The 26,608-nt window shown below is 73.5% G+C and carries 23 protein-coding genes; 10 read left to right on the top strand and 13 right to left on the bottom strand.

Annotation, left to right across the window (positions count from 1 at the left end; translation table 11 throughout):
- Positions 1–194 precede the first annotated feature (194 nt).
- On the bottom strand, positions 195–551 hold the full coding sequence (locus FJ658_RS01250; RefSeq protein ID WP_255447484.1) for a helix-turn-helix domain-containing protein: 357 nt from the start codon (positions 549–551) through the stop codon (positions 195–197).
- A gap of 123 nt (positions 552–674) precedes the next feature.
- Between FJ658_RS01250 and FJ658_RS01245 the strand changes: the two genes are divergently transcribed.
- Complete coding sequence (locus tag FJ658_RS01245; RefSeq protein WP_141143558.1) at positions 675–1,334, top strand: FMN-dependent NADH-azoreductase; 660 nt, start codon at positions 675–677, stop codon at positions 1,332–1,334.
- A 196-nt stretch (positions 1,335–1,530) separates the two neighbouring features.
- On the opposite strand, the gene FJ658_RS01240 is transcribed toward FJ658_RS01245, so the two are convergent.
- The 4 genes from FJ658_RS01240 to FJ658_RS01225 all read right to left on the bottom strand — a co-directional run bounded on the left by FJ658_RS01240 (position 1,531) and on the right by FJ658_RS01225 (position 6,235).
- Entirely contained in the window at positions 1,531–1,968 is a 438-nt protein-coding gene (locus tag FJ658_RS01240) for an Lrp/AsnC family transcriptional regulator (RefSeq protein WP_141143557.1), read from the bottom strand.
- Between the two features lie 103 nt (positions 1,969–2,071).
- Positions 2,072–4,198, bottom strand: a complete 2,127-nt coding sequence (locus FJ658_RS01235) for an iron ABC transporter permease (protein ID WP_141143556.1) — start codon at positions 4,196–4,198, stop codon at positions 2,072–2,074.
- Positions 4,195–5,178 (bottom strand): iron-siderophore ABC transporter substrate-binding protein, encoded by a 984-nt coding sequence (locus tag FJ658_RS01230; protein WP_141143555.1) that lies wholly within the window; start codon positions 5,176–5,178, stop codon positions 4,195–4,197. Before FJ658_RS01230 ends, FJ658_RS01235 begins: the two co-directional genes overlap by 4 nt.
- Before the next feature lie 127 nt (positions 5,179–5,305).
- Positions 5,306–6,235 (bottom strand): ABC transporter ATP-binding protein, encoded by a 930-nt coding sequence (locus FJ658_RS01225; RefSeq protein ID WP_370454740.1) that lies wholly within the window; start codon positions 6,233–6,235, stop codon positions 5,306–5,308.
- Positions 6,236–6,339: 104 nt separating this feature from the next.
- Between FJ658_RS01225 and FJ658_RS01220 the strand changes: the two genes are divergently transcribed.
- Entirely contained in the window at positions 6,340–7,683 is a 1,344-nt protein-coding gene (locus FJ658_RS01220) for a kynureninase (protein ID WP_141143554.1), read from the top strand.
- A 34-nt stretch (positions 7,684–7,717) separates the two neighbouring features.
- Here the strand turns inward: FJ658_RS01220 and FJ658_RS01215 are convergent, their stop codons facing one another.
- Positions 7,718–8,377 carry a TetR/AcrR family transcriptional regulator gene (locus FJ658_RS01215; protein WP_141143553.1) on the bottom strand — a complete coding sequence of 220 codons (660 nt, stop codon included), beginning with the start codon at positions 8,375–8,377 and terminating at the stop codon, positions 7,718–7,720.
- 82 nt (positions 8,378–8,459) lie between these two features.
- Between FJ658_RS01215 and FJ658_RS01210 the strand changes: the two genes are divergently transcribed.
- The 3 genes from FJ658_RS01210 (at position 8,460) to FJ658_RS01200 (ending at position 11,349) form a co-directional block, all read left to right on the top strand.
- Complete coding sequence (locus FJ658_RS01210; RefSeq protein WP_141143552.1) at positions 8,460–9,635, top strand: glycoside hydrolase family 1 protein; 1,176 nt, start codon at positions 8,460–8,462, stop codon at positions 9,633–9,635.
- A gap of 118 nt (positions 9,636–9,753) precedes the next feature.
- Positions 9,754–10,119, top strand: coding sequence for a DoxX family protein (locus FJ658_RS01205; protein ID WP_141143551.1), 366 nt, complete (start codon positions 9,754–9,756; stop codon positions 10,117–10,119).
- 75 nt (positions 10,120–10,194) lie between these two features.
- Positions 10,195–11,349 (top strand): acyl-CoA dehydrogenase family protein, encoded by a 1,155-nt coding sequence (locus tag FJ658_RS01200; protein WP_141143550.1) that lies wholly within the window; start codon positions 10,195–10,197, stop codon positions 11,347–11,349.
- Positions 11,350–11,478: 129 nt separating this feature from the next.
- Here FJ658_RS01200 and FJ658_RS01195 read toward each other — a convergent pair whose 3' ends face one another.
- The gene (locus FJ658_RS01195; RefSeq protein WP_141143549.1) at positions 11,479–11,925 is read right to left on the bottom strand and encodes a nitroreductase/quinone reductase family protein; all 447 of its coding nucleotides are present in this window, start codon (positions 11,923–11,925) and stop codon (positions 11,479–11,481) included.
- Positions 11,922–12,767 carry an alpha/beta hydrolase gene (locus FJ658_RS01190; protein WP_255447483.1) on the bottom strand — a complete coding sequence of 282 codons (846 nt, stop codon included), beginning with the start codon at positions 12,765–12,767 and terminating at the stop codon, positions 11,922–11,924. Before FJ658_RS01190 ends, FJ658_RS01195 begins: the two co-directional genes overlap by 4 nt.
- A gap of 45 nt (positions 12,768–12,812) precedes the next feature.
- Here FJ658_RS01190 and FJ658_RS01185 point away from each other — a divergent pair, with 45 nt between their 5' ends.
- Together FJ658_RS01185 and FJ658_RS01180 are read left to right on the top strand one after the other, a co-directional pair.
- Positions 12,813–13,433 carry an SGNH/GDSL hydrolase family protein gene (locus FJ658_RS01185; protein ID WP_141143548.1) on the top strand — a complete coding sequence of 207 codons (621 nt, stop codon included), beginning with the start codon at positions 12,813–12,815 and terminating at the stop codon, positions 13,431–13,433.
- Between the two features lie 345 nt (positions 13,434–13,778).
- Positions 13,779–17,180 carry an ATPase gene (locus FJ658_RS01180; protein WP_141143547.1) on the top strand — a complete coding sequence of 1,134 codons (3,402 nt, stop codon included), beginning with the start codon at positions 13,779–13,781 and terminating at the stop codon, positions 17,178–17,180.
- A 381-nt stretch (positions 17,181–17,561) separates the two neighbouring features.
- Here the strand turns inward: FJ658_RS01180 and FJ658_RS01175 are convergent, their stop codons facing one another.
- The 5 genes from FJ658_RS01175 to FJ658_RS01155 form a co-directional block, all read right to left on the bottom strand.
- Positions 17,562–18,329, bottom strand: coding sequence for an ABC transporter permease (locus tag FJ658_RS01175; protein WP_141143546.1), 768 nt, complete (start codon positions 18,327–18,329; stop codon positions 17,562–17,564).
- Positions 18,329–19,381, bottom strand: a complete 1,053-nt coding sequence (locus FJ658_RS01170) for an ATP-binding cassette domain-containing protein (protein WP_141143545.1) — start codon at positions 19,379–19,381, stop codon at positions 18,329–18,331. The genes FJ658_RS01175 and FJ658_RS01170 overlap by 1 nt, the downstream gene beginning before the upstream one ends.
- Positions 19,382–19,475: 94 nt before the next feature.
- On the bottom strand, positions 19,476–20,675 hold the full coding sequence (locus tag FJ658_RS01165) for an ATP-binding protein (protein WP_141143544.1): 1,200 nt from the start codon (positions 20,673–20,675) through the stop codon (positions 19,476–19,478).
- A gap of 79 nt (positions 20,676–20,754) precedes the next feature.
- A complete protein-coding gene (locus FJ658_RS01160; RefSeq protein WP_141143543.1) occupies positions 20,755–21,663 on the bottom strand; it encodes an LLM class F420-dependent oxidoreductase in 909 nt (302 codons plus the stop codon).
- 85 nt (positions 21,664–21,748) lie between these two features.
- Positions 21,749–22,123: a VOC family protein gene (locus tag FJ658_RS01155; RefSeq protein ID WP_141143542.1), complete on the bottom strand. Its 375-nt coding sequence runs from the start codon at positions 22,121–22,123 to the stop codon at positions 21,749–21,751.
- A 256-nt stretch (positions 22,124–22,379) separates the two neighbouring features.
- On the opposite strand from FJ658_RS01155, the gene FJ658_RS16610 reads away from it, so the two are divergent.
- From FJ658_RS16610 to FJ658_RS01140, 3 genes are read left to right on the top strand one after another with little or no spacing between them, the layout of a single operon-like run.
- Positions 22,380–23,969 carry an acylneuraminate cytidylyltransferase gene (locus FJ658_RS16610; RefSeq protein ID WP_219995680.1) on the top strand — a complete coding sequence of 530 codons (1,590 nt, stop codon included), beginning with the start codon at positions 22,380–22,382 and terminating at the stop codon, positions 23,967–23,969.
- The gene (locus FJ658_RS01145; RefSeq protein WP_141143541.1) at positions 23,935–24,807 is read left to right on the top strand and encodes an N-acetylneuraminate synthase family protein; all 873 of its coding nucleotides are present in this window, start codon (positions 23,935–23,937) and stop codon (positions 24,805–24,807) included. Before FJ658_RS16610 ends, FJ658_RS01145 begins: the two co-directional genes overlap by 35 nt.
- 26 nt (positions 24,808–24,833) lie before the next feature.
- Positions 24,834–26,345 (top strand): DUF6716 putative glycosyltransferase, encoded by a 1,512-nt coding sequence (locus FJ658_RS01140; protein WP_141143540.1) that lies wholly within the window; start codon positions 24,834–24,836, stop codon positions 26,343–26,345.
- The last annotated feature ends 263 nt before the right edge of the window (positions 26,346–26,608 follow it).

Below are 26,608 nucleotides of genomic sequence, written 5' to 3'. Positions count from 1 at the left end.
TTCGGCCCCTCCGGGATAACCCTCACCCGGATCGTCCGACGATCTGAATCCCCAGCCCTGGGGAGGACTCAGCGGTCTGTCCGCGATCTGTGCCCCTCGCGATCGGGCGCAGGCGGGCGCAAGCGGGCAGGCGGGTGGTTCCGGATGCGTCCGGTCGGCCCGCGCGGCTCGGCCTCAGGTGGCCGGCGCCGTCGTCAGTGCTGCACGTCGAGGTGGTCGCGGGCCCAGTCGCCGAGCTGATCGAGCACCGGGATGACGCTGCAGCCGGCCGGGGTCAGGCGGTAGGTGACGGCGACCGGCGGGCCGGGGTCGACATCCCGGGCGACGAGGCCGAGCGCGGTCAGGTCGCCGAGGCGCTCGCTGAGCATCGAGTCGCTGATCGCGCCGATGCCGCGGCGCAGCTCGGCGAAGCCGAGGGAGCGCTGGCCGATCACGGCCAGGATCATGCCGTTCCAGCGCTTGCCGAGCACGCCGAAGGCGGTGACGAGGGCGGCGTCGCAGCGACGCACGTCCTCCTCCTCACCGGCCTGCGGCTGAGCTGGGGCTTCCACACCTGAAGTGTACCCGCGCTATGGTTCCGCGAGTCGCTAGTTTTTCCGAAGCGACAACGCGAAACGAAGCGAGCCGCGCTGGGCGCCGTTCGATCCGTCCCACCCAGAGATCGAGGAGATCCCATGTCCCTGTTCCGGCTGGACGCCAGCATCCGCACCGAGGGCTCGGCGAGCCGCGCGCTCGGCGACATCGTCGAGGCGGAGTGGCGCCGCGAGCACCCGGACGCGGCGGTCACCACCCGCCACATCGGCATCGACCCGATCCCCGCCACCGCCTGGGGCGACGCCGTCACCGCCGGCTGGGTCGCGCCCGAGCAGCGCACCCCGCAGCAGGTGGATGCGCAGGCCCTCGCCGCCACGCTGGTCGACGAGCTCGAGGCCGCCGACGCCCTGCTGTTCGCCGTGCCGCTCTACAACTTCGGCCCCTCGCAGCACTTCAAGACCTGGGTCGACCTGGTCATCGCCGACCCGCGCATGGGACCCGGCACCGAGCACCTGAAGGGCAAGCCCGCGGTCGTCGCGACCGTGCTCGGCGGCAACTACAGCCCCGGCACGCCGCGCGAGGGCTGGGATCACTCGACCGGCTGGATCGAGCGCGTGCTCGGCGACGTCTGGGGCCTCGACCTGCAGGTCGTGCAGCGCGAGTTCACCCTCGTCGGCGTCAACCCGGCGCTCGACCAGTTCACCGACCTGGCCAAGGACCTGGCCGACCGCGCTGAGGTGAAGGCCGCCGAGCATGGCCGCTTCCTCGCGTCACGCACCGGGCAGCGCGCCGCCGCCTGAGCCGCGCATCCCGGCTCCCGCCCCTCTCGCCCGTCCTGACCGTGCGGTCGGTGGGATGGGTGAGGGGTCGCAAAGGCCCCTTCGTGCGTCGAAAATCGGCTCCCGAAGGGGCTTTTGCGACCCCTCACTGCTCTGCGAGTGGCGCCAATGCCCCCGGGGGACGAGATCCCGAGTCCACCTCGCGGTGATGTGCCTTCTAGTCCACCTCGCGGTGGACCAGGCGCGACATGACGATGGCCGAGCGCGTGTGGTCGACGGTCGGGGCGATGCGCACCTTCTCGAGCGCGTCTTCGAGCGAGGCGATGTCGCGCGAGCGGATGCGCACGATCGCGTCCGCGTCGCCGCTGACGGTGGCGGCATCCACGATCTCGGGCACAGCCGAGAGGATGCGGCGCAGCTCCGCCGGCGCGACGGTGCCCCTGCAGAACAGCTCGACGTAGGCCTCGGTGCCGAGCCCGTCGACGGCGGGGTCGACCTGGATCGTGAACGACTGGATGACCCCGTCGGTGACCAGCCGATCGACGCGGCGCTTCACGGCCGAGGCGGACAGCCCGACCTTCTGCCCGATGTCGCCGTAGCCGGCGCGGGCGTTCTGACGCAGGAGGTCGATGATCCCGTAGTCGAGGTTGTCCACGCGCACACCCTACGCAGTGCCGGGGTCGCCGAGCCGATGCCGCACCCGGGCGCTCCCGCCCGCATCCGCCCGCACCCGACGACGCCGCCCGACTCGGTGCCGCTCAGCGCGCCTTCCGCGTCGCGACGAGCAGGTAGAGGAAGTACGGCGTGCCCACGACGGCGGTCATGATGCCGGCGGGCAGCTGCTCGGGGGCGATGACGGTGCGGCCGATCGTGTCGGCGACGAGCACGATGAGCGCGCCGAGCAGCGCGGCGACGGGCAGCATGCGCGAGTGCCGCGAGCCGACGAGCGCGCGGGCGGCGTGCGGCGCGATGAGTCCCACGAAGCCGATCACGCCGATCGAGGCGACGGCGCCCGCGGTCAGCAGCACGGCGACGCCGAGCAGCAGCAGGCGGGTTCCGCCCAGGCGCAGGCCGAGCGTGCGCGGCGCGTCGTCGTCGAGCGCGACGAGGTCGAGCTCGCGACGCTGCGCGGCGAGCACGGGGATCGCGACGAGCAGCAGCAGAGCGAGCGGCAGCAGCGACACCGCCTCGCGGGCGTAGGTGGAGCCCGACAGCCAGGTGAGCGCCTTGACCTGATTGTAGGGGTCGGTCAGCACGAGCACGACCTGGATGAGCGCCAGCACCGCTGACGAGACGCCGATGCCGATCATCACCAGGCGGTCCTGCCGCAGCCCGCCGCGCAGGGCGAGCAGGAACACGAGCGTGGCGACCGCGATCGACCCGGCCGCGGCGGCGAGCGTGATGAGCCACGGGTCGGCCAGCGGCACGGCGGTGATGACGAGCACCGCAGCCAGGCCGCCGCCGCCGGAGACGCCGAGCAGCGAGGGCTCGGCGAGGGCGTTGCGGGTGACCGCCTGGATGATGGCGCCGGCCAGCGCGAGCGCGGCACCCGCCAGCAGGGCGGCCCCGACGCGCGGCATGCGGGTGTCGAGCACGAACTGCACGCGCGGCCCGGCCTGCCCGAGGATCCAGTTGGTCACGTCGCCGAGCAGCAGCTTCGCGTCGCCGAGCAGGCTGCCCGCGATCACGGCGGCGACGAGCAACGCGAGCAGGGTGACGACCACGGCGACGCGCACGCCGACCGATCGGCGGCGGGCCAGCGCATCCCCGGCCGCGACGAGTCCGGTGCCGCGCAGCCGCAGCGCGAGGGCGACCACGAAGATCGCGCCGAAGATCGTCGTGACGACGCCGGTCGGAACCTCGATGCCGGCTTGCGCGCCGAGCACGAGCCGCACCACGACGTCGGCGCCGACGACGACGATCATGCCGAGCAGCGCCGAAGCGGGCAGCAGCGCGCGGTGCCGGGCGAGGCCTGGGATGCGCCGGGCCGACATGCGCGCGATGGCGGGTGCCGCGAGTCCGACGAAGCCGACCGGGCCCGCGACCGCGACGGCGATCGCGCTCAGCGCGACGGCCAGCACGACGCCCGTGACCCGGATGCGACGCGGATCGGCCCCGACCGTCGCCGCGCCGTCGTCGCCGAGGCCGAGCAGGTCGAGCTTGCGCGACATCGCCAGCAGCGCGATCGCCACCACGATCAGCACCGGCGCCATCTGGGCCAGGCCGTCGATGCGGGTCTGGGTGAGGTGCCCGTGCGTCCACGCGAACAGCCCGCGCGACTCGACCGAGAACAGCAGCATGAGGGCCGTGGATGCGGCGCTCAGGCCGAGGCCCACGGCCGAGCCGGCCAGCACGAGCCGCAGCGGCGAGCCGCCGCCCGCGAGTCCCAGCACCACCACGGCGGCGATGAGCCCGCCGGCGAAGGCGAGCGCGCCCGAGGGCAGCACCGGCAGCGCGATGCCCGAGACGGCGGTGACCGTCACCGCGAGCTGCGCGCCCGCGTTCACGGCCAGGGTGTCGGGCGCAGCGAGCGGGTTGCGTGAGATCGACTGCAGCGCGCAGCCGGCCAGGCCGAGCGCGACGCCGACGATCAGGGCGGCGACCAGCCGGGGCAGGCGGGACGCGAGCAGCACGGCCGCCGCATCCACGCCGCCCGAGCCGGCGCCGCGGGTCTCGCCGGTGATGACGGCCCACAGCTCGGCCGGGCCGACCGAGGCGGTGCCCTGCGTCAGGTCGGCGAGGGCGAGCACGACGAGCAGCACGAGACCCAGCGCGAAGAACAGGGGGAGCCGGCGGCTCCCGCCTGTCGGCGCGAGATCGGGCGACGGCCCGGCTCCCGGGGTCGCCCCCGGGGCCGCGGCGCTCGTCGTGCTCGCGAGGGTCACGCGCCGACGGCCTTCACGAGGGCGTCGATGTAGGCCTCGGCCGAAGCCGGGCCGCCGAACATCCAGATGCCGTCGGCCAGACGGTGCACCTCGCCGGCCTGCACGAAGCCGAGCGACTCCCAGACGGCGTTGCCCTTCAGGTCGGCGCCGAAAGCATCCTGGCCCTCGCCCGTGATGTAGACGAACTTCGTGTCGGCCGGCAGCGAGGTCAGGCCCTCGACGTCGGTCGAGCCGAGGCCGTAGGCCTCGTCGCCCTCGACGGTCCACGGGGTCGTGAAGCCGACCGCCTCGTTGAGCGAGCCGAGCAGCGAGCCGCCGAGGAAGGGACGCACGCTGGTCTGGCCGTCGGTCGTCCAGCCGTCGGCGAAGGCGAGCGGCGTGCCGGCGAGGCCCGCGGCCTCGACCGCGGCCTTGCCCTCGGCGACCTTGTCGTCGAAGGCCGACAGCAGCGTGGTCGCCGCGTCTTCGGTGCCGGTGGTCTCGGCGATCAGGTTCACCGCATCCTTCATGTTCCGGATCTGCGTCTCGGGGCTCGACGCGTCGGCAGACTTCACGACGACGACGGGCACGAGCTTCTCGATCTGCTTGATCGCCGAGGCCGACAGGTCGTCGGTCGCGATCACGACGTCGGGATCGGCGGCGGCGATCGAGTCCATGCTCGGCTCGCCGCGGGTGCCGATGTCGGTCGGGTCGCCGGTGAGCTCGGCGCTCTTCACCCAGGTGTCGTAGCCGTCGATGTCGGCCACGCCGACCGGCTGCACGCCGAGCGAGACCATCATCTCGACGACGTTCCACTCGGTGCCGATCACGCGCGTGGCGGGGCCGTCGAGCTTCACCTTCTCGCCGCGCGAGTCGGTGACGGTGAGCGAGCCGGAGCCGCTCGCCGAGCCGGTGCTCTCGGTCGTGCCGCAGCCGGCGAGCGCGACGGCAACGGCCGCGGCCGCTCCGATCGCGGGGAGGAGTCGGCGGAATCGGGGCATGGTGCAGGTCCTCTCGAAGGGGGATCGGGGTGGGGATGGTGCGGAGCTGAGGGAGTCGCGGGTGCGACGCGGTCGATGCGGCGGGGAGCTGCGGCGGCGGGCCGCGGCGAGCTGGCGGCAGCGGCGATCAGCGCCCGGCGACGACCGCCTCGGCGCGGGCCGTCGCGGCGCGGGATGCGCGGGCCGCGCGACGGTGACCGAAGGCGCGGGTGCGCAGCGCGCCCGACTCGGGGTCGGCATCCACGTCGATGCGGATGCCGTAGACCTCGCTGAGCAGGTCGCCGCGCAGCACGGCGGCGGCCGGACCCTCGGCCGCGACGCGTCCGTCGCTGAGCAGCACGAGCCGGTCGGCCACGACCGCGGCCTGGTCGAGGTCGTGCAGCACGATGCCGACCGTGATGCCGTGGTCGTCGGCGAGGTCGCGCACGAGGTCGAGGGTCTCGACCTGGTAGCGCAGGTCGAGGTGGTTGGTGGGCTCGTCGAGCAGCAGCACGCCGGTGCGCTGGGCGAGGCTCGTGGCCAGCCAGACGCGCTGCAGCTGCCCGCCCGAGAGCTCGTCGACGCCGGCCTCGGCGAGCGGAACGAGTCCGGTCAGCTCGAGCGCCTCCTGCACGGCGGCGGCGCCCTCGGGGTCGGCGGCGCGCCAGCGACCGCGGTGCGGGTGGCGGCCGAACTCGACGACCTCGCGCACGCTCAGCCCCGACGGCGCCGGGCGCGACTGCGACAGCAGGGTCAGGGTGCGGGCGAACTCGCGACGGTCGAGCGCCGGCAGGGCGCGGCCGTCGTCGAGCGACATGTCGCCGCTGGTCGGCGGATGCAGACGCGCGAGTGAGCGCAGCACGGTCGACTTGCCGCTGCCGTTCGGGCCGATCAGGGCGGTCACCTGGCCGGCCTCGAGCCGCAGTGCGACGTCGTGCACGATCTCGGTGCGGCCGTAGCCGATGTGCAGGCCGCGGGCGTCGACGCCCAGGCCGGCGCCGGCGCGGCGGGGCGCGTCGGGGTCCGCGAACGCGGTCGGCACCGTGGATGCGGCGGCGGACGTGTCGGGGGAGGTCACGGGGTATGAGGTTAGCCAAACCTAACTCCAGGCGCGAATGTGTGACGAGAGGTCACGTCTCGTGCGCGCACGCCAGGAGCCGAGGCGGCGGCTAGCGTCGGGGCATGAGCGCAGCATCCCCGTCGCATCCCGGCCGCGCGAGCTCGAACCGGATCGATTCGGCCGCGCTCGACGCCGCCGATCCGCTCGCCGGCTTCCGCGCGCGCTTCCTGCCCGCCCCGGGCGTGGTCGCCTACCTCGACGGCAACTCGCTCGGGCGCCCGGCCGCCGACGTGCCCGCGCGGATGCGCGACGCGATCGAGCGGCAGTGGGGCGAGCGCCTCATCCGCTCGTGGGACGAGGGCTGGCTCGACCGCCCGCTCGCGCTCGGCGACCGGCTCGGCGAGGTCGTGCTCGGCGCCGCACCCGGGCAGGTCGTGGTCGGCGACTCGACGACCGTGCTGCTCTACAAGCTGATCCGCGGCGGGATCGAGCTGGCGCGAGCTGGCGGCGCGGTCGGCGGCGCGGTCGGGGGAGCCGACGGCGCGACCCCGCGCGACGAGGTCGTCGTCTGGCGCGGCGACTTCCCGACCGATCGCTACGTGGTCGAGGGGATCGCGGCCGAGCGGGGGATGCGCATCCGCTGGATCGGCGACGCGACCGACGCGGAGCGCGCTGGCGGCGCGGTCGACGCGGATGCGGGCCCCGACGCCCCCGACGTGACGCCCGAGTCGGTCGCCGCCGTGCTCTCCGAGCGCACGGCCCTCGTCGTGCTCTCGCACATCGCCTACCGCAGCGGCGCGCTCGCCGACCTGCCGGCGATCACCCGGCTCGTGCACGATGCGGGCGCGCTCGTGCTCTGGGACCTCTGCCACAGCGCGGGCGCCGTGCCGATCGAGCTCGACGCGAACGAGGTCGACCTCGCGGTCGGCTGCGGCTACAAGTACCTCGGCGGCGGCCCGGGCGCGCCCGCCTTCGCCTACGTCGCCGCGCGGCTCCTGCCCGCCTTCGCGCAGCCGATCCAGGGCTGGCTCGGCTCGGCGCGTCCCTTCGAGATGGGGCAGGGCTACGCGCCCGCCGACGGGGTGCGGCGCGTGCTCAGCGGAACCCCGCCCATCCTCGCGACCGTCGCGCTCGAGGCCTCGCTCGAGCTCATCGCCGAGGCCGGCATCCCCGCGATCCGGGCCAAGGGCGTCGCGCTGACCGAGCATGCGATCGCGCTCGCCGACGAGCTGATCCCGGATGCGCGGCTCGCGAGCCCCCGCGATCCCGCCCGCCGCGGCGCCCACGTCACGCTCGACCACCCGGCGTTCGAGGCGATCATGCCGCGCCTGTGGGAGCGCGGGGTGATCCCCGACTTCCGGCGACCCGACGGCATCCGGCTCGGGCTCTCGCCGCTGACGACGTCGTTCGCCGAGGTCGAGGTCGGCGTGCGGGCGATCGCCGAGGAGCTCGCGCGGCTGCGCTGATCCGGTCGGCGAGCGCAGGGAAGGACGCGCAGGATCAGCGCGGCAGCAGGTACCCGCGCAGGAAGTCGTCGAACGCCGTCTCGAGGTCGAAGGTCGCATCCAGCAGCCACTGCTGCTGCAGCCCGTCCATGACCGCGGGGATGACGCGGGCCGCCTGCATGACGTCGAGGTCGGCGCGCACGGTGCCGTCCTGCTGCCCGGCGATCAGCGCGGGGATGACGCCGCGCGCGTTCTCGGCGTAGCGCTCGCGGAAGTCGCCGTGGGCGGGATGCTCGTGGTCGGTCGCCTCGGCCGAGACGATCGTGTAGAGCGACGAGAGCCCGGGCTCGTCGGCGACCGCGCGCATGACGGCGCGGAACTGCTCGATCAGGTTCTGCTCGCTCACGTCGCCGGCGGCCTGGCGCACGCGCTGGTCGCGCTCGGCGAGCACCGCCTGGAACAGCGACTCCTTGTCGCCGAAGTGGTGCAGGATGCCGGGCACCGTCATCCCGACCCCGCGCGCGATCTCGCGCAGCGAGCCGGAGTGATAGCCGCGGCGGGCGAACACGACGACGGCCTGATCGAGGATCTGCCGACGGCGCTCCTCGGTCTTGCGGTACGGGCCGCGGGGTCCGCGCGGGGCGTGGGCGTCGGATGCCGGGGTCGCCGCGGCGTCGGGCCCGGTGCCCGCGCCGCCCTGCTCGCCCTCGCTCATGGCCCTATGATGGCGCATCCCTCACCCTGTGGTCATCCTGAATACCTGACGCCTGTCAGATATTGGCGATAGTGTCGACCGCATGAGCACCGACGGCGCTGTCACCTTCCCCGCCGGCTTCCTCTGGGGAGCCTCCACCGCCGCGCACCAGGTCGAGGGCGGCAACGTCAACTCCGACTGGTGGCAGCGCGAGCACGGCCACTTCGGCGCCCCGGTGAAGGAGCCCAGCGGCGACGCCGCCGACAGCTACCACCGCTATAAGGAGGACATGCGCCTCCTCGCGGATGCCGGCCTCACCTCCTACCGCTTCAGCATCGAGTGGGCGCGCATCGAGCCCGAGCGCGACGTCGTGAGTCGCGCATCCATCGACCACTACCGGCGCATGGTCGGCACGGCCCGCGAGCTCGGCCTCGAGCCGATGGTCACGCTGCACCACTTCACCAATCCGATCTGGCACGCCCGCAACGGCGGCTGGGCGGCCGACGACGCGGTCGACCGCTTCGCGAAGTACGTCGAGGCCGCGCTGCCCGTGCTCGACGACGTGTCGCTCGTCTGCACGATCAACGAGCCGAACATGGTGTCGGTGCTGGCCGATCCCGAGGTCGGATTCCCCGGCGCCGGACTGCCGCCGGGCGTGCCGGGCGTGACCGAGAAGCTCATCGCCGGCCACGTGCGCGCCGTCGAGCTGGTGCGGGGGATCGGCGCGCAGGCCGGCTGGTCGGTCGCGACCCAGGCCTACCAGCCCGACCCCGGCGCCGAGGCCGTGCGCGACGAGTACGCCTGGTCGCGCGAGGACGTCTTCCTCGACGCCGCCAAGAACGACGACTGGGTCGGCATCCAGGCCTACACCCGCACCCGCATCAGCCCCGAGGGTCCGGTGCCGTGGCCGGCCGAGGTCGAGAAGACGCTCACCGGCTGGGAGTACTACCCGCCCGCGATCGGCGACGGCATCGCCAACAGCCGCCGCTGGGCGCCCGGCGTGCCCGTCTACGTCACCGAGAACGGCATCGCCACCGCCGACGACAGCCGCCGCATCGACTACACGCGCGGCGCCCTGACCGCGGTGCGCGAGCAGATGGATGCGGGCAGCGACGTACGCGGATACCTGCACTGGAGCCTGCTCGACAACTACGAGTGGGGCTCGTACGACGCGACCTTCGGCCTGGTGGGCTGGGATCGCGAGACCTTCGCCCGCCACCCGAAGCCGTCGCTCGCGTGGCTCGGCGAGGTCGCGAAGGCGGGGGCGCTGCCGGCCTGAGCCCGGTGGCGCGCGGGCGTTCGGTGCACGGATGTGCACGCGCATCCACCCGGTAACGGGGTGAGCGCCCGGTTTCGGTAGGGTGTCTCGGTCTGTCTACCGAGGGGATGCGCCACGCATGTCGATCTTCGTCTGGATCGTTTCCGGACTCCTGTGCCTGGCGTATCTCGCCGCCGGCGGGTTCAAGGCCTTCGGGCCGGATGCGCGGCTCTACGCCGCCTTCCCCTGGGCGAAGCAGGTGGGCATCGCGAGCACCCGCATCATCGGCGCGCTCGAGATCCTCGGCGCGCTCGGGCTGATCCTGCCGATCCTGCTCGGCGTCGCGCCGATCCTCGCGCCGATCGCGGCGCTCGGCCTCGTGGCGGTGCAGATCGCGGCGATGATCTTCCACATCCAGCGCCACGAGTTCTCGAACCTGCCGGTCAACGTGGCGATGCTCGTGCTCGCGGCGATCGTGGCGGTGCTGCGGTTCCTGGGGTACTGACGCGCGGCTTCGCGGTCGGCGGGTGCTGACGCGTGGGTGCTGACGCGTGTCGGCCGGTGCGCCTAGCGTGAGGGCATGACGCAGCCCTCGGTGCCCACGGTTCTGACCGACGACCTGCTGGAGCGCATCCGCGGCCGCGCTGCCGGCTACGACGGCGACAACGCCTTCTTCTCCGAGGATCTCGACGAGCTGCGCGCGGCCGGGTACCTGCGTCCGCGGCCGCTGCTCGCGACCATCCGCGACCAGCGCCGCCTCGCCGCGCACGCGCCAGCGACGGCGCTCGCGATCAACATGCACCTGGTCTGGACGAGCGTGGCGCGCATCCTGGGCGAACGCGGCGACCACTCACTCGACTGGGTGCTCGCCGAGGCCGAGGCGGGCGAGCTGTTCGCCTTCGCGATCAGCGAGCCGGGCAACGACCTCGTGCTCGGGGACTCGGCGACGACGGCCGAGCCGGTCGAGGGCGGCGGCTGGGCGTTCACGGGCACGAAGGTGTTCACCTCGCTCGCGCCGGCGTGGACGCGGCTCGGCGTGTTCGGGCGCGCCGAGAGCGTTCCGGCCTCGCACGGCGGGGTGGATGCGGAGCCGCGCCTCGTGCACGGATTCCTCACCCGCGACAGCGCCGGCTGGCGGCACCTCGACGACTGGGACACGCTCGGCATGCGCGCCACGCAGAGCCGCACGACCGTGCTCGAGGGGGCGGCGGTCTCGCCGGAGCGGGTGTCGCGCATCCTGCCGGTCGGGCCGAACCCCGACTCCTTCGTGTTCGCCGTCTTCGCGAGCTTCCTGCTGTCGATCGGCTCGGTCTACGCCGGCATCGCGGATCGCGCGCTCGAGCTCGGCGTCGCCGCGGTGCACCGGCGCACGAGCCGGCGCACCGGACTCTCGTATGCGGCCGACCCCGACATCCGGTGGCGACTGGCGGATGCGGCCCTCGCCCTGGATGCGCTCGCCCCCGACCTCGAGACCCTCGCGTCCGACGTCGACGGGCTCGTCGACAACGGGGCGATGTGGTTCCGGCGACTGACGGGCGCGAAGCATCGCGCGACCGAGACGGCGCGGGTCGTGGTCGACCACGCGCTGCGCGTCGCGGGCGGCTCGGGCTATGCGGCCGGCGGCGAGCTCGCGCGGCTGCAGCGGGATGTGCTGGCCGGCATCTACCACCCCTCCGACCCGGAGTCGGTGCACCAGACGGTCGCGGCGAACCTGCTGGGCGCGCTGGAGCAATAGAGCGAAGGCCATTTCTGGCCTTCGCCGCGACGCCAGCGCCGAGCGCCGTCCCGGCGCTCGGGATCCGCGCACGCGTCGTCCCGCCGTATCGACCGAGAGCGCGGACGCATCCGCGGGCGCGCGGGCGTCTCAGGCGATCGGCGTCACCCGCACGACCGGGATGACGCGGTCGGTCTTCTTCTCGTAGCCGCCGAAGCCGGGCGAGCGGCGCACGATCTCGGCCCAGGCCGCATCCCGCGCCGTGCGATCGAGCACCTCGGCGCGGGCGCGCGTCGTCTGCACCGCTCCGGCGGCGCCGAACTCGACCTCGACCTCGGGATGCGCGACGAGATTGTGGAACCAGGCCGGATGCGTCGGGGCGCCCGCCGCCGACGCGACGACGAGCCAGCCGGCGTCGGCCGAGGCGGCCGCGCCCTCGAAGGACTCCGCGGGGAACGCCGCCACGGGATGCACCCGCTCCTCGCCCGACTTCGCGCCGCGCGTGTGCAGCAGCACGAGCCCGTCGCCGAAGCCGGCCGTGCTGACGTGCCCGCCGTTCGCGCGGAACTCGTCGATGATCGTGTCGTTGAAGCTCATGCGAGCCATCCTTCCGCGCGCAGCCAGCGTTCGCAGGCTTCGGTCCAGCGCACGGCCTCGCCGGCGAAGCGCTCGCCGGTCGCGAGTCCGAGGCCGTGGGGTCCGTGCGGCCAGACGTGCAGCTCGTGCGGCACCTTCGCGCTCGCGAGCGCCCGGCCGAGCCGGTAGGCGTGCCCGACCGGAACCACCGCATCCTCGGCCGTGTGCCAGACGAAGGCGGGCGGCGCCCCGGGTGTCACGAGCCGTTCGAGCGAGGTGGATGCGCGCAGCAGGTCGTAGCGATCGGCCGCGTCGGCGTCGGCGTCGGCGTCGAGCGCGTCGGTCGCCTCGTCGCTCGGACCGTCGCCGAGCAGATTGCGGCGCGAGCCCGCGTGGGTCTTCGTGAGCATCGACACGACCGGATAGGCGAGCACGGCGAAGTCGGGTCGGCCGAGCGGGGACGGGTCGGAGCCGGGAGCGAGCTCGGGGCCGAGGCCGCGGGCGAGGGCCTCGGCGGCGTCGAGTGGGGCATAGGCGGCGTGCCCCGCGGCGTGACCGCCGGCCGAGAAGCCGAGCACGCCGACGCGGAGCGCGGGGGCGCGGCTGGTGGCGCTGGCGCTGGCGCCGTCGCCCGGCTCGCTCTCGTGCTCGGCGGCCCACTGCTCGCGCACCCGGCGCACCTCAGCGCGCACCGCATCCAGCACCGCCGGATGCCGCGTCGCGACCGGGTAGAGGAACGTGGATGCGCGCATCCCGAGCCCCCGCAGCCAGGCGACGACCGGCTCGCCCTCGTGCTCGGCGTGGTGCGAATAGCCGCCGCCCGGCAGCACGATCACGTGGGTCGGGGGCGTGGAGTGAGTCACGCCCCCAGTCTTCCCCGCGCGCCGCGCCCGTGTCAGGGTGAGCGCATGACCCGCCCCGTGCTCTTCATCGGCGACAGCATCACGGATGCGGGCCGCCGCGACGACCCGGAGGGCCTCGGTGCGGGCTGGGTGCAGCTGGTGCACGACGCGCTGCGCGAGCGCGGGGATGCGCGGCCCATCCTGAACCGCGGCATCAGCGGCGACCGCGCGATCGACCTCGCGCACCGCTGGCAGCAGGACGCCGTCGAGCCCGACCCTGAGCTGCTGACCGTCTACGTCGGCATCAACGACACCTGGCGTCGCTACGACAGCGGGCTGCCCACCTCGGCCGACGAGTTCGAGTCGGTCTACCGCTCGCTGCTGCGGCAGTCGCTCGCGGCGTCGCACGTGTCGCTCGTGCTGGTTGAGCCGTTCCTGACACCGGTGAACGCCGAGCAGGAGGAGTGGTTCGCCGACCTCGATCCGAAACGGGATGCGGTGGACCGCCTCGCCCGCGAGTTCGACGCCGTCTTCGTGCCGCTGCAGGCGGTGCTGAGCGTGGCATCCCGGCTGCACGGCGCGGTGGCGGTGGCCGACGACGGTGTGCACCCGACGCGGCTCGGCGCCGAGCTGATCGCCGAGGCGTGGCTCGCGGCGGTGGGCGTGGGACCGCGGTCGGGGGACTGAGCGGCGAGGGGCTCTGCGCGGCGCCGCTCCCGCGTCCCGCGTCCCGCGTCCCGCGTTTCGGATGGGCGCGACCCTCGAGCCGCCATCGCGCTCGGCGGTCCCCTCCATCCGCAACGCGTGACGCGGCACCCGGATGCGCGGCCCCGCTCCAGCGCCGTGTCGCGCCCCGCCGCTCCCGGGTCACGCCGCGGCCCGTGTCCTGTGTCCCGCGTTTCGGATGGGCGCGACCCTCGAGCCGCCATCGCGCTCGGGGGCCCGTTCCGTCCGAAACGCGCAACGCGTGACCGCGTGACCCGGCGCGGCCTTTCACGCGGTTCCGCATCCCGCGCGAAATAGGCTTCACCCGTGAAGATCGCGGTGCTCGGCGGGCTGCGCGTCGAGCACGGCGGCGCGTCGATCGCCGTGGCGGGCGCGATGCAGCTCGCGCTGCTGTTCCGGCTGGCGGCGGATGCCGGCACGGCCGTGAGCTACCGTGCGCTCGCCGAAGACCTCTGGCCGATCGACACCCCCGAGAACCCGCGCGGCGCCCTGCAGTCGATCGTGTCGCGATTGCGCACGCAGCTGCCGACCGGAACGATCGAGTCGACCGCCGGCGGCTACCGGCTGGTAGTGGCGCGGGCCGATGTCGACGCGCTCGTGTTCCAGGATCTGGTGGCCGCCGCATCCGCCGCCCCCGACCCGGCCGAGACGGCGCGGCTCGCGACGCAGGCGCTCGCGCTCTGGGCGGGCGAGCCGTGGCTGCCCTCGCCCGACTTCGACTGGTTCTCGCGCGACCTGCTCGCCGACCGCACGACCGCGCTCGAGCTCGGCGGACGGGTTCCGGGGCGGGTGCCGAGCGGCTCGGGCGCACCCGGTGAGTCGGGCGCGGCGAACGGCGCCGGTTCCGGAGCTTCGGACGGCGAGAGCGGGCTGGATGCGCGCCGCTCCGACCCCGCGCCGACCCCGCTGCCCGCGATCCCGACCCCGCTGACGCCGCTGATCGGACGCGACGCCGAGCTCGCGACCGTCGCCGACCAGCTCGCCGCGAACCGGCTCGTGACGATCTTCGGACCGGGCGGCGCCGGCAAGACCCGGCTCGCGCTCGAGGCGGCGCAGGTCGCTCAGTCGGCGCAGGTGGCACAGGCCGCGCAGACGGCGCACGTCGCGCAGGAGGCCCACCCCGCCGAGACACCGCAGCGCGCCCCGGCCGCGCCGGCCGCGCGCTCCCCGCATCCCGCCCTTCCCGCCGTCGTGGTCGAGCTCGCGCCGGTCGCGGCGAGTGAGCTGTGGGGCGCGATCCTGGCGGCGACGGGGCGCGAGCTGCGCACGTCCGAGAACACGCCCGACCCCACGCCGACCCGCGAGCGCGCGCTGCAGGCGCTCGCCGGGCGCCCGCTCCTGCTCGTGCTCGACAACTGCGAGCACCTGATCGACGCGGCGGCCGAGGCCGCGGTGGCCGCGCTCTCGGCGCTGCCCGAGCTGCGCATCCTGGCCACGAGTCGCGAGCCGCTGGGCGCGCCGGGTGAGGCCTTCGTCACGCTCGGGCCGCTCGCGCATCCCGATGCCGCCGGCCTCGACGGCGAGCTCGCCGGCGACGTGGATGCGCTCCGCTCCTTCGCGGCCGTCGAGCTGTTCCGGCAGCGCGCGCGGGCTGCCCGCGGGGTCGAGCTCGACGCCGGCGAGCTCGTCGTCGCGGCCCGCATCTGCCTGCGGCTCGACGGACTCCCGCTCGCGCTCGAGCTCGCCGCCGCGAAGCTGCGCACGATGACGCCCGACGAGGTGCTGGCCGGCCTCGAGGACCGCTTCGCGCTGCTCGCCGGTCCCGGACGCGGCGCGCTGCCGCGGCACCAGACGCTGCGCGCGATGATCGACTGGAGCTGGAGCCTGCTCGACCCGGTCGAACGGCAGGCGCTCACGGCGCTCGCCGTGTTCCCCGCGGGCGTGGCGGTCGCGGATGCTCGTGCGGCCGCCGCGGCGATGGGGCTGCCGTCGGGCTCGGCGCCGGCCGTGTTCGACGCGCTCGTCGACAGGTCGCTCGTGCAGCGGGCGCGGGGTCGGTTCCGCACGCTCGAGACGATCCGCGAGTACGGCATCGCTCGGCTCTCCGCCGCCGACCTCGATGAGGGGGCCGTCGCTGAGGAGGCCGCCGTCGCTGTGCACGGAAACCGGTCAGCAGAGTCGTCGAGCCGCATTCCGCCTCGACACGCTTCCCCACCGGTGTCCGTGCACACGGATGCGGATGCGGAAGGGGATCCGGATGCGGTCCGGGCCCCGCACGCGGACGCCCTTCGCGCTGCGCGCGACGCGCAGGCGCTGTTCGCCGCCCACGCCGCGGGCGAGCACGATCCGCTGCTGCGCGGGCCGCGCATCCTGGAGGCGATCGCCTGGTTCGACGCCGAGCACGACAACCTGCTCGCCGGCCTGCGGCACCTCGTCGCGACCGGGCAGGCGGCGCCGGCGGTGAGACTCGCGACGGGATGCGTCTGGTACTGGATGATGCGCGATCGCAACGTCGAGGCGGCCGAGTGGATCGGCGCCGTGTCGCCGCTCGCGGCCGGGATGCCGGGCGACCTCGAGGCGCTGTTCGCGGCGGCGGGGCCGGTCATGCGGGTGTTCCAGAAGCTGGGTCCGAGCGACGAGGCGCACGTCGTCGCCGCTCTGCGCGAGGCGCTCGGTCCGGCAGCCGCGCTGCGTCCGCACGCCGGGCAGCCGGCGCTCGTGCAGGTGCTCGCCTCGGCGGTTCTGATGCTCGGCGAGCTCGACCTCGAGACCGACGACTGGCGCGTCGACCTGCGCGCGCCCGACGGCGAGCGGCTTGGACTCGACCCGTGGCCGACGGCCGTGCTGCACCTGGTGGCCGCATCCATCGCCCACAATCGCGGCGACGTCGCCGACCTCGGGCGCTCGACCGAGCGCGCCCTCGCCCTGCTCGCCGAGATCGGCGACCTGTGGTGCCTCGCGATCGCGCAGCAGCTGCGCGCCGAGTGGCTTGCGCTCGTCGGGCGTCTCGACGAGGCCCTCGAGCTGACGGATGCGTCCACCGACAACCTGCGCCGCATCACCTCGCAGGTCGACCTGGCTCAGCAGCAGGACCTGGCCGTGCGCATCCTGATCCGCCGCGGAGATCTGACCGCCGCCCGCACGCGCGCCGACGACATGCTCGCCGAGACCCGCGCCGGGGGTGTGCAGCGCGCGATCACGATGGCGACGATGACCGGGCTCGTCGTCGCGGTGCAGCAGGGCGACGTGGATGCGGCCGACGCCCTCGCCGCCGGGCTCGCCGCCGTCGACTCCGCCGAGACGCTCGCGCCCTTCGCCCAGCTCGCCGCCGTGCGCGACGCCGCCCTGGCGCACCTCGCGCTGCTGCGCGGCGACGTCGACCGCGCCGACACCCTGGCCCGGGATGCGCTGGGCGCCGCCCTCGACAGCCGCGACCTGCCCGTGGTGGCGACCGTCGCGGTCGCCGTCGCCCGTGTCTGCCTCGCCCGCGGCGACGCCGAGCTCGCCGCCCGCGTGCTGCTCGCCGCCGACGCGGCCCGCGGCGTGAGCGACGAGCTCGACCCCTGGGTGCGCGCGGTGCGCGAGAGCTTGCGCGAGCGCGGCATCCCGAGCGCGCCCGCCGTCGCCGGGGCGGGCGATGCGAGCGGCACCGACGCGGACGTGGCGGGTGCGGGTGCGGGCGCTCGTGGTGCTGGTGCTGACGCGGGGGCTGGTGCCACGGGTGCCGCCCGCCGCGAGCTCGAGCGCCTCGGCGACCTCCTGCGCTGACCCATCGTTGACGCTCGCCCCGCTCCCGCGTCACGGGTGGCCGCGAATGCCCGCGACTCGCCGCATCCGCCGTTCATTCGTGGCCACCCACGATCCCGTTCCTCGCGAGGGTGGCCAGAGATGCGCGCGACCCGCCGGGCCGCGCGGGCATTCGTGGCCACCCTCGGTCGTGCGCACGAGGACGCTGCTTTCCGCGGGTCGAGATGCCCCGGATGCCCGCGACACGCCGCGCCGAGCGTGCGTCTCGGGCATCTCGGCAGCGGGGCGAACAGGGATGCGCGCCGCGAGCAGCTCGCGACGCGCATCCACCATCGACCCGGCGCCCCGGACCCGACCCGAGCCGACCCGAGCCGACCCGAGCCGGCCACCCGGGCCGCCCCCTCACACCTTCCGGCGGTACGCCCACGTCGCGAGCGGGAAGAACACCGCCACGAGCACCACGCACCAGCCGGCGACCCAGAGCAGCTCGCCGCCGAGGGTGGTACCGGCGGCCATGTACTGGGTTCCGGAGAGCAGGCCGCGCAGCGCCTCGATCACGTGCGTGACCGGGTTGACGGCGACCCATCCCTGCAGCCAGCTGGGCAGGGTCGACGCGGGCACGAAGGTCGACGACCCGAACGTCAGCGGGAACGTGATCAGGAACGACAGACCCTGCACGGCGCCCGAGGAGCGGGCGAGCATCCCGATGAAGACCGACACCCAGCACAGGCACACCGCGAAGAGCACCATCAGCAGGATGCCGCCCGCCGCCGACAGGAAGTCGGTGTGGAAGCGGAAGCCGATGATCACGCCGAAGATCAGCGTGACCCCGACGGCGATCGCGTGGCGCACGATGTCGCCGAGGACGGCTCCGAAGAGGGGCGCCGAGCGCACGATCGGCAGCGAGCGGAAGCGGTCGAAGACACCCTTCTCGATGTCGCTGTTGAGGTTCACGCCGATCGTCAGCGACGTGAACATGACGGTCTGCACGATGATGCCGGGCAGCACGAACGGCAGGTACTCGTCGGTGCTGCCGGCGATCGCGCCGCCGAACACGAACACGAACAGCACGGTCATGATGATCGGCTGCAGCGTCACGTCGAGGAACTGCTCCGGCTTGCGGAACATCTTCGTGACCGAGCGCTGCGCCAGGATGAGCGAGTCGCGCATCAGGCGGCCTCCCCTTCGTTCTGAGTGGATGCGGTGGGTGCGCCGGGTGCGTCAGGTGCGCCGGATGCGGTGGGTGCGCCGGTCGCGCCGGTTCCGGATGCGGTGCCTCCCGCATCCGTCCCCTGCCGCTGCCCGGTCAGCGAGTAGAAGACCTCGTCGAGGCTCGGCAGGCGCAGCGAGAACTCGACGACGGGCACGTTCGCGCTCGCGAGCGCCTGCACGGTCTGCGGCAGCACGGTGTCGCCGGCGACCGGAACCGACACGAGGTCGGCGCTGAGCGTCTCGGGCTCGCGGGTTCCGACGCGGGCGAGAACCTGCTGGGCGGCGGCGAGGTCGGCGGGATGCGCGACCCGCACCTCGAGCGTCTGCCCGCCGACCTGGCGCTTCAGTCCCCGCGGGGTGTCGTGGGCGATGACCCGGCCGTGGTCGATCACGGTGATCTCCTCGGCGAGGGCGTCGGCCTCTTCGAGGTACTGCGTCGTGAGCAGCACGGTCGTGCCCTGCCTGACGAGCACGCGCACCATGTCCCACACGTCGTCGCGCTTGGCCGGGTCGAGGCCCGTGGTGGGCTCGTCGAGGTAGACGACCGCCGGCCTCCCGATGAGCGACGCGGCCAGGTCGAGCCGCCGCCGCATGCCGCCGGAGTAGGTCTTCGACGGGCGACTCGCGGCCTCGAGCAGGTCGAACTCGGTCAGCAGCTCGTCGGCGCGGACGCGGGCGGCGCGACGGTCGAGGCCGAGCAGGCGCCCGATCATCACGAGGTTCTGCACGCCCGTGAGGTCCTCGTCCACGCTCGCGTACTGGCCGGTGAGGCCGATCGAGCGCCGCACCTCCTTCGGCTCGCGCACGACGTCGTGGCCGGCGACGCGCGCCGTGCCCTTGTCGGGGCGCAGCAGGGTCGCGAGGATGCGCACCGCCGTCGTCTTGCCGGCGCCGTTGGGTCCGAGCACGCCGAGCACGCGCCCTTCGTCGACCTCGAGGTCGACGCCGGCGAGGGCCTGGGTCTTTCCGAAGCGCTTGGTGAGGCCGTGTGCCTCGATTGCCTTGGTCATGGCGACAGCGTGCGCGCGGGGCGCTGTCACCCCGCTGTCACGCACTGTCAGCGGCTGTCGAGGAGGCTGTCAGCGCGGCAGAGACGGGCCGCCGCTACTCACTGACGGCGCGGTGGATGAAGTCGGCCATCCCGGGCACGGTGAACGCCAGGAAGCCTCGGTCCGGAGCATAGATGTGCCCGTTCTTGATGAGCTCGTTCCTCGACACCGAGAGGTCGCTGGTGCGTGTCTTGCCGGTTCGCACGACGAGATCCTGAATCGCAGACGGGTTGCCGTCATCGTCGGCCATTGCTCGCAGCAGCTCTCGTTGCTTCGGGGTAGCTCGGTCCCATCGCGATCGATAGAGCCCCTGGTCGACCTCGTCTCTGGCCCGAAGCACACCGTTCTCGGCGTCATCGAGCGAGATCGTGTCGGGATCGGTACGGGAATCCCACACGTGCTTGCCGCACGCCTGGGCGAAGTACGGGTACCCCTGGATGCTCTCGACGGCGCGATCGAGAGCATCTCTGCGCCACGTGACGCCGGCGCGCTGAGCAGGAACGGTCAGCGCCGCACGTGTCTCCTCGTCATCGAGGAGGTCGAGACGTCGATAGTCGAAGAGCCGCTCGGCATAGCTGGTGGCGTCGGCGAGAATCGCCGGCAGAGACGGGAGCCCGGTTCCGACGAACAGGATCGGCAGAGGCTGGCTCTCTTGTCCGAGATTGTGCAGCGCGACGTTGAGCGCGTTGAGGTCAGACTTCGGGGCGTCCTGCAGCTCGTCGACCGCGATAAGCAGGGCGTGATCGAGGTTCCGGTACGCGAGCCCGATTTCGCGGAGCAGGTCTTCGAGGTCCTGCTCCATCGCGCCGCTGTCGGCGAATCCGGGTTCAGGGTCCACTTCAAACCCGAACCCGTAGGTGCCCCGCGGATCCACCGTGAGCTGAAACGAGCGGAACACTCTGAGTGCTCGACCCAGCTGCTCGCGCGCACGGTCCCCGAGCGAGAGTGAGGACCTCAGAACCTGGTGCAGGTCTCGGACGAGCGTCTGTTGCAGGCCACGTCCCGGGGTGGCCTCGATCTTGACGACCGACCAGCGACCCGACGACTTCGCTTGCCGAGCGATCTCGTTGAGCAGAACGGTTTTGCCGACACCGCGAAGTCCCGACACGACGATCGGACGATCGCCTTCTGAGTCGGCGACGATCTGCGCCATCGTCCGAGCGACAGCGGTGAGGATCGCGTCGCGCCCGGCGAGTTCGGGAGGCACCCTCCCGGCACCCGGCTTGAAGGGATTCGTCGTCGTCACGATGTCCATATCAGGCGCTCTCTCTTCGTATAAGCAGAAAACTTATACGTTCTGATGTGATCTTAGAAGGCTCAGTTCGATCACGCACTCACACGTGCGGCAGCACCTCGGCCCCGAGGATCTCGACCGCCTCGAGGTCCGACGGGATGACGGTCTGCAGATAGATGCGGGATGCGCCCAGCTCGCCGAGGCGCCCGATCTTGTCGATCGCCTCCTGCGCCGTGCCGCCGATGTTCTGCTCGCGGAAGGTCTCGGGGTCGGCGCCGAGCCGGCGGGCGCGCGCCTCCCATCCGTCGCCGACCGCGGTGGGCAGCGCGACCGACAGCACGATCGACTCGGGGTCGCGCCCGATCGCCTCGGCCGCGGCGCGCACCCGGCCGAACTGCTCGGTGATGCGGCCCTCGTCGACGAAGCCGATGTTGTACTCGCTCGCGAAGCGGGCGGCGAGCTCGGGCGTGCGCCTCGCGCCGCCGCCCCCGACGATCACCGGCACGGGCGACTGCACCGGCTTCGGCAGCGCGGGGGAGTCGGTCAGCTCGTAGTGCTCGCCGGAGTAGCTGAATCGCTCGCCGATCGGCGTCGACCAGAGCCCGGTGATGACCTCGAGCTGCTCCTCGAAGAGGCCGAAGCGCTTCGGCGGGAACGGGATGCCATAGGCCGCGTGCTCCGCCTCGAACCAGCCCGTGCCGAGGCCGAGCTCGACCCGGCCGCCCGACATCGCATCCGCCTGGGCGACCGTGATCGCGAGCATCGAGGGGTGACGGAACGTCGCCGAGCTGACCATCGTGCCGAGACGGATGCGACGGGTCTCGCGCGCGATAGCCCCGAGCGTCAGCCACGACTCGGTCGGGCCGGCGCCGTGCGTGTCGGCCATCGAGAGCAGGTGGTCGCTGCGGAAGAACGCGTCGAAGCCGAGACGCTCGGCGGTCTGCGCGCAGGCGAGCTGCTCGTCGTAGGTGCTGCCGTTCTGGGGCTCGACGAAGATGCGGAGGTCCATGCGGCCAGTCTGGTCGAGTCGGGTGACACGGCGCCGAGCCGGCCGCGGCGAGCACGCGGTCCGACGGGCTCGCGACCCGCGCGGCTCAGTCGCGCTTCGGCAGCTCCTGCGCGACCCAGGTGTTGCCGTCGGGGTCTTCGAAGTAGACGAAGCGGCCCCAGGCGAGCTCCTCGACCCCGCGCGCCGCGACACCGCGGGCGGTGAGATCGGCGAGCACCTCGTCGGCGGAGTCGACCACGACCTGCAGGGCGTGCAGCGTGCCCGGGTTCATGTCGCTGATGCCGCGGCCGAAGGCGATCGAGGCCGCCGAGCCGGGCGGGGTGACCTGGATGAAGTGCGTGGTCTCATCCACCTCGACGTCGAAGTCGACGGGCCAGCCGAGCGTCGTTCCGTAGAACTCGCGCGACCGGTTCAGATCGGCGACCGGAACCTGGATGAGCTCGATGCGGTAGTCCACCATGACGACCTCCCTCTCCTGCACCGCACGCTACGCCGCACCACCGACACCCGCACCGGCCCCGCACCGGCCCCGCACCGGCCCCGCACCACCCCGTCATCCGCCCGCCACCGCCCGTTCACCCGACGCCCGCCGCCGCGTCTCGTGCCCTTCCTACGGTGGCCCGAACGAGCCCGGGGGAGCGCTGCGCTCTCCCACGAGCGGCGAGACCAGCGACGACCAGCAGGCGACGAGCCGGCGACCGGAAGGGGGATGCACGATGACCGTGATCGCCGTCATCCCCGCCCGCGGCGGCTCGAAGGGCGTGCCCGGCAAGAACCTGCGCCCGGTCGGCGGCGTGCCGCTCGTGGCGCGCAGCGTGATCGCGGCGCTCGGCGTCGAGTCGATCGACCAGGTCGTCGTCTCCACCGACTCGGCCGACATCGCGGCGGTCGCCCGCGAGGCCGGCGCCGAGATCGTCGACCGTCCTGCCGAGATCTCCGGAGACACCGCCGGCAGCGAGTCGGCCCTGCTGCACGCGCTCGACGAGGTCGACCCGCGCGGCCGCGCGCACATCCTGGTGTTCATCCAGGCCACCTCGCCGTTCATCGACACGGTCGCGCTGGCCGATGCCGTGCAGCGCGTCTCCGACGGCGACGAGGATGCGGTGTTCTCGGCCGTCGACGACTGGACCTTCCTCTGGCGGGTCACCCCCGACGGCGCCGAGGGAATCGGGCACGACGCGGCGGTGCGCCCGCGCCGCCAGGACCGCGAGCCCGCCTTCGCCGAGACCGGCGCCTTCTACGTCATGCGCGCGCCGGGCTTCCGCGCCGCGCGCCACCGCTTCTTCGGCCGCGTCGGGCTCGCGCTCGTCGACCCGCGCACCGCGATCGAGATCGACACCGAAGACGAGCTCGAGATGGCCGAGGCGCTGTCGAGCGTGCTCGACGCCGCGGCGCCCGGCGAGGCCGGCGCCGCGCTGCGGGCCGTGGCCGCGCGCGCCCGCGACCGGGCCGCCGTCGCCGCGCGCGACCCCGCGCACCCCGCCGTCGCCGCGGGGGCCGACGCCACCGACGTGACCCTGGCCGGTGCGACGGCCGCCGCCGCCGCGGGCGCCGCGGGCGCCGCAGGTGCCGCGAACGCGAACACCGCCGGCGCATCGATCGCCACACCCCGCGTCAGCCGCTTCGCCCCGCCGGTCACGCCGATCCACGTGGATGCGGTGGTCGCCGACTTCGGCGAGGTCGCCGTCGATGCGCGCGTGGTGCTCTGCGACGACGTCGACGACTACGTGCCCGCCGACCGCTCCGACGGACGCGGCGTGCAGCTGCTGCGCGACGCGGGCGTGCCGATGCTGCTGCTGTCGGAGCAGGTGCGCCGAGTGGCCGAGGCGCGCGCCGAGCGCACCCGCGTCGACCTCATCCACGGCAGCGACGACCCGGCCGCCGCGCTCCTGTGGTGGGCCGAGCAGAACCGGGTCGACCTCGACCGGGTCGCGTACCTCGGCAGCACCGCCGCCGATCTCGAGTGCCTGCGACTGGTCGGCTGGCCGGTCGCGACCTCTGACGCCGAGCCCGAGGTCGTCGCGGTCGCCCGCGTCGTGCTCGAGGCGCCGCAGGGCGCGGGCGCGGTGCGCGAGCTCGCCGACCGCGTGCTCGAGGCCCGCCGCGTCGAGGGCATGAGCGGCGCGAACGGCGTGAACGGTGCGACCCACGGCGCGCACGGCGGCGCCCACGGCCCCGCCACCCCCGAAACCCACCGAGGCGACGCCCTGCGGGACGCGCGTCGCTCCGACATCCACGACCCCCGCATCCCGCACGAGAGGCAGGAATCACATGAACGTCGAAATCGGATCGCAGCCCATCGGTGACGGCGCGCCCGTCTACGTCATCGCCGAGATCGGTCTCAACCACAACGGATCGGTCGAGAACGCCAAGAAGCTGATCGACGTGGCGGCGGACGCCGGCGCGCAGGCCGTGAAGTTCCAGAAGCGCACGCCCGAGATCAGCACCCCCGAGCACATGAAGTCGACCCCGCGCGAGACGCCGTGGGGCACCATGACCTACCTCGAGTACCGCTACCGCGTCGAGTTCGACCGCGAGCAGTACGTCGAGATCGGCGACTACGCCACGATGCGCGGCCTGCACTGGTTCGCGTCGCCGTGGGACGAGCCGAGCGTCGACTTCCTCGAAGACCTCAACGTCGTCGCCCACAAGGTCGCGTCGGCGTCGGTGACCGACCTCGGGATGCTGCAGCGCCTGCGCGAGACCGGCAAGCCGATCATCCTGTCGACGGGCATGTCGACGCTCGAGCAGATCGACCGCGCGGTCGCCACTGTCGGCATCGACAACCTGGTGATCCTGCACGCGACCTCGACCTACCCGCTGCCCGCCGACGAGGCGAACCTGCGCATGATCACGACGCTGAAGCAGCGCTACCCCGGCGTTCCGGTCGGCTACTCGGGTCACGAGACCGGCCTGCAGATCTCGCTCGCCGCGGTCGCCCTGGGCGCTGTCATGGTCGAGCGCCACATCACGCTCGACCGCGCCATGTGGGGCAGCGACCACGCCGCCTCGCTCGAGCCGCAGGGCCTCGAGCGTCTCGTGCGCGACATCCGCGTGATCGAGGAGGCGATGGGCGACGGCGTCAAGCGCGTCATGCCCGGCGAGCACGCCCCGCTGGCGAAGCTGCGCCGGGTCGGCGCCTGACCGGGGGCCGCATGAGCGTGGATGAGGTGGGGCCCCGCCCGGGACCCCGCCGCCTGCTGGCGATCGCCGACTCCGACTCCTACGTGAAGTGGGGCGCGTCGCTCGTCGACCGCCTCGACCGCGGCACGTGGGACGTCGAGTTCCTCGTGCTGCGCTCGCCGCTGCAGCCCAGCGCGACGCAGCTCGCGGCGGCCGTCGCCGGCACCCGCTGGGCGGCGACGCCGCCCGAGGTGATCGACTTCGCCGACTTCGCCCAGCGGGTCGCCGACGTCGACCCGGATGCGGTGCTGCTGGCCACCCGCGGACCCGTGGTCAAGGTCATGCTGCGCGCGGCGCTCGCCGTCGCCCGTCGGCGCCCGATCTTCGTGACCGGCCTGCCCGGCATCTCGATCCCGGCCACGCGCAAGGCCATCGCCTACCGCTCGCAGAGCGACCTGATGGTGCTGCACAGCGCGCGTGAGATCCGCGACTTCGGGCGGCTCGCCGACAAGATGGGGGTTCCGCAGCGCTTCGGCCTCGCGGGGCTGCCGTTCTTCCCCCGCGCCGACGACATCGCCGAGGCGGGCGTGCCGGGCGGACCGATCGTGTTCGCGTCGCAGGCCAAGGTGCCCGCCGATCGCGAGGACCGCATCCAGCTGCTCGGCTGGCTCGCCGAGACCGCGCGCCGCAGCCCCGGGCAGAAGGTCGTCATCAAGGTGCGCGCCGCAGCCGGTGAGGCCCAGACGCACGCCGAGCAGTGGGACTACGCCGCGTTGATGACCGAGCTGCCGGGCGGCGCGCCCGACAACCTCGTGGTCGAGGGCGGCGCGATGTCGGCGCACCTGGCCGGCGCCTCCGGTCTCGTCACGGTCAGCTCGACCGCCGCGATCGAGGCGATCGGACTCGGCGTGCCCGTGCTGCTGCTCGACGACTTCGGGGTGAGCAAGAAGCTCATCAACAAGGTCTTCGTCGGCTCGGGCGTGCTCGCCCCGGCCAGCGAGATGATCGCCGGGCGCTTCCGCCGGCCGCATCCCGAATGGCTCGACGACAACTACTTCCACGAGGCCGCGGCCGACGACTGGGAGAAGCGCCTGCTCAAGCTGATCCGCAAGCGCGACAACGAGAAGCTCAAGGTGCACCACCAGCACGCCGGCACGACCGGCGGCTCGCTGCGCGAGGCCTGGGACCGCAAGCGCGCGCTCGGCTCCTACGACCGCACGCTGTCGGGCTACGTCGCGCTCGTCGTCGGCTCGCCCTTCGCGTTCGCGTTGCGCTGCCTCGGCTGGGGCAAGCGGCGGGCGAAGCGCGTGCTGAAGGCGGGGCGGCGGATGCTGCGCGGCGGCGGAGTCGTCGGTGCTGTCGGCACGGTGTCGGCGGCGTCGGGCGCGGTGGCCGTGGCCCCGGCGACGGTGGATGCGGTGCCGACCCTCGTGGCGGTCGACCTGCCCGCCGCGCGCGAGCCGCGCATCGTGCTGACGGGGGCGCCCGTCGCCGAGGTGGCGCCGATCGCCCCGGGCGTCGACGCGCTCGCCGACGAGGCGGAGCGTCGCACGGCCTGAGCCGCGCATCCACGGGGCGTCGTCCGCGGCGTCGCGCGGGTGCGGCCCCGGAGTTCCGCGAGTTGCCCGCTTCTGCTGGGTTCGGGGCCCGGAACCCGACCGAAGTGGGCAACTCGTGTGCGTCTCGGGGGCGCCCGAGCGCGCTCGGGAACCGGACCACCGCATCCCGCGCCGCCCTCGAAGGCACCCCGTCTACCTGGACCGATCCGGCGACCCTCCTCAGGGTGAGCCCCGACCTGGGGACTGGGCGCGGCGGTCTGTCC

It is taken from the genome of Schumannella sp. 10F1B-5-1 (assembly GCF_006517535.1).
GTDB lineage: Bacteria > Actinomycetota > Actinomycetes > Actinomycetales > Microbacteriaceae > Schumannella.
The sequence above is the reverse complement of the archived record's forward strand: the minus strand, read 5'-3'. Positions and strand labels throughout refer to the sequence as shown.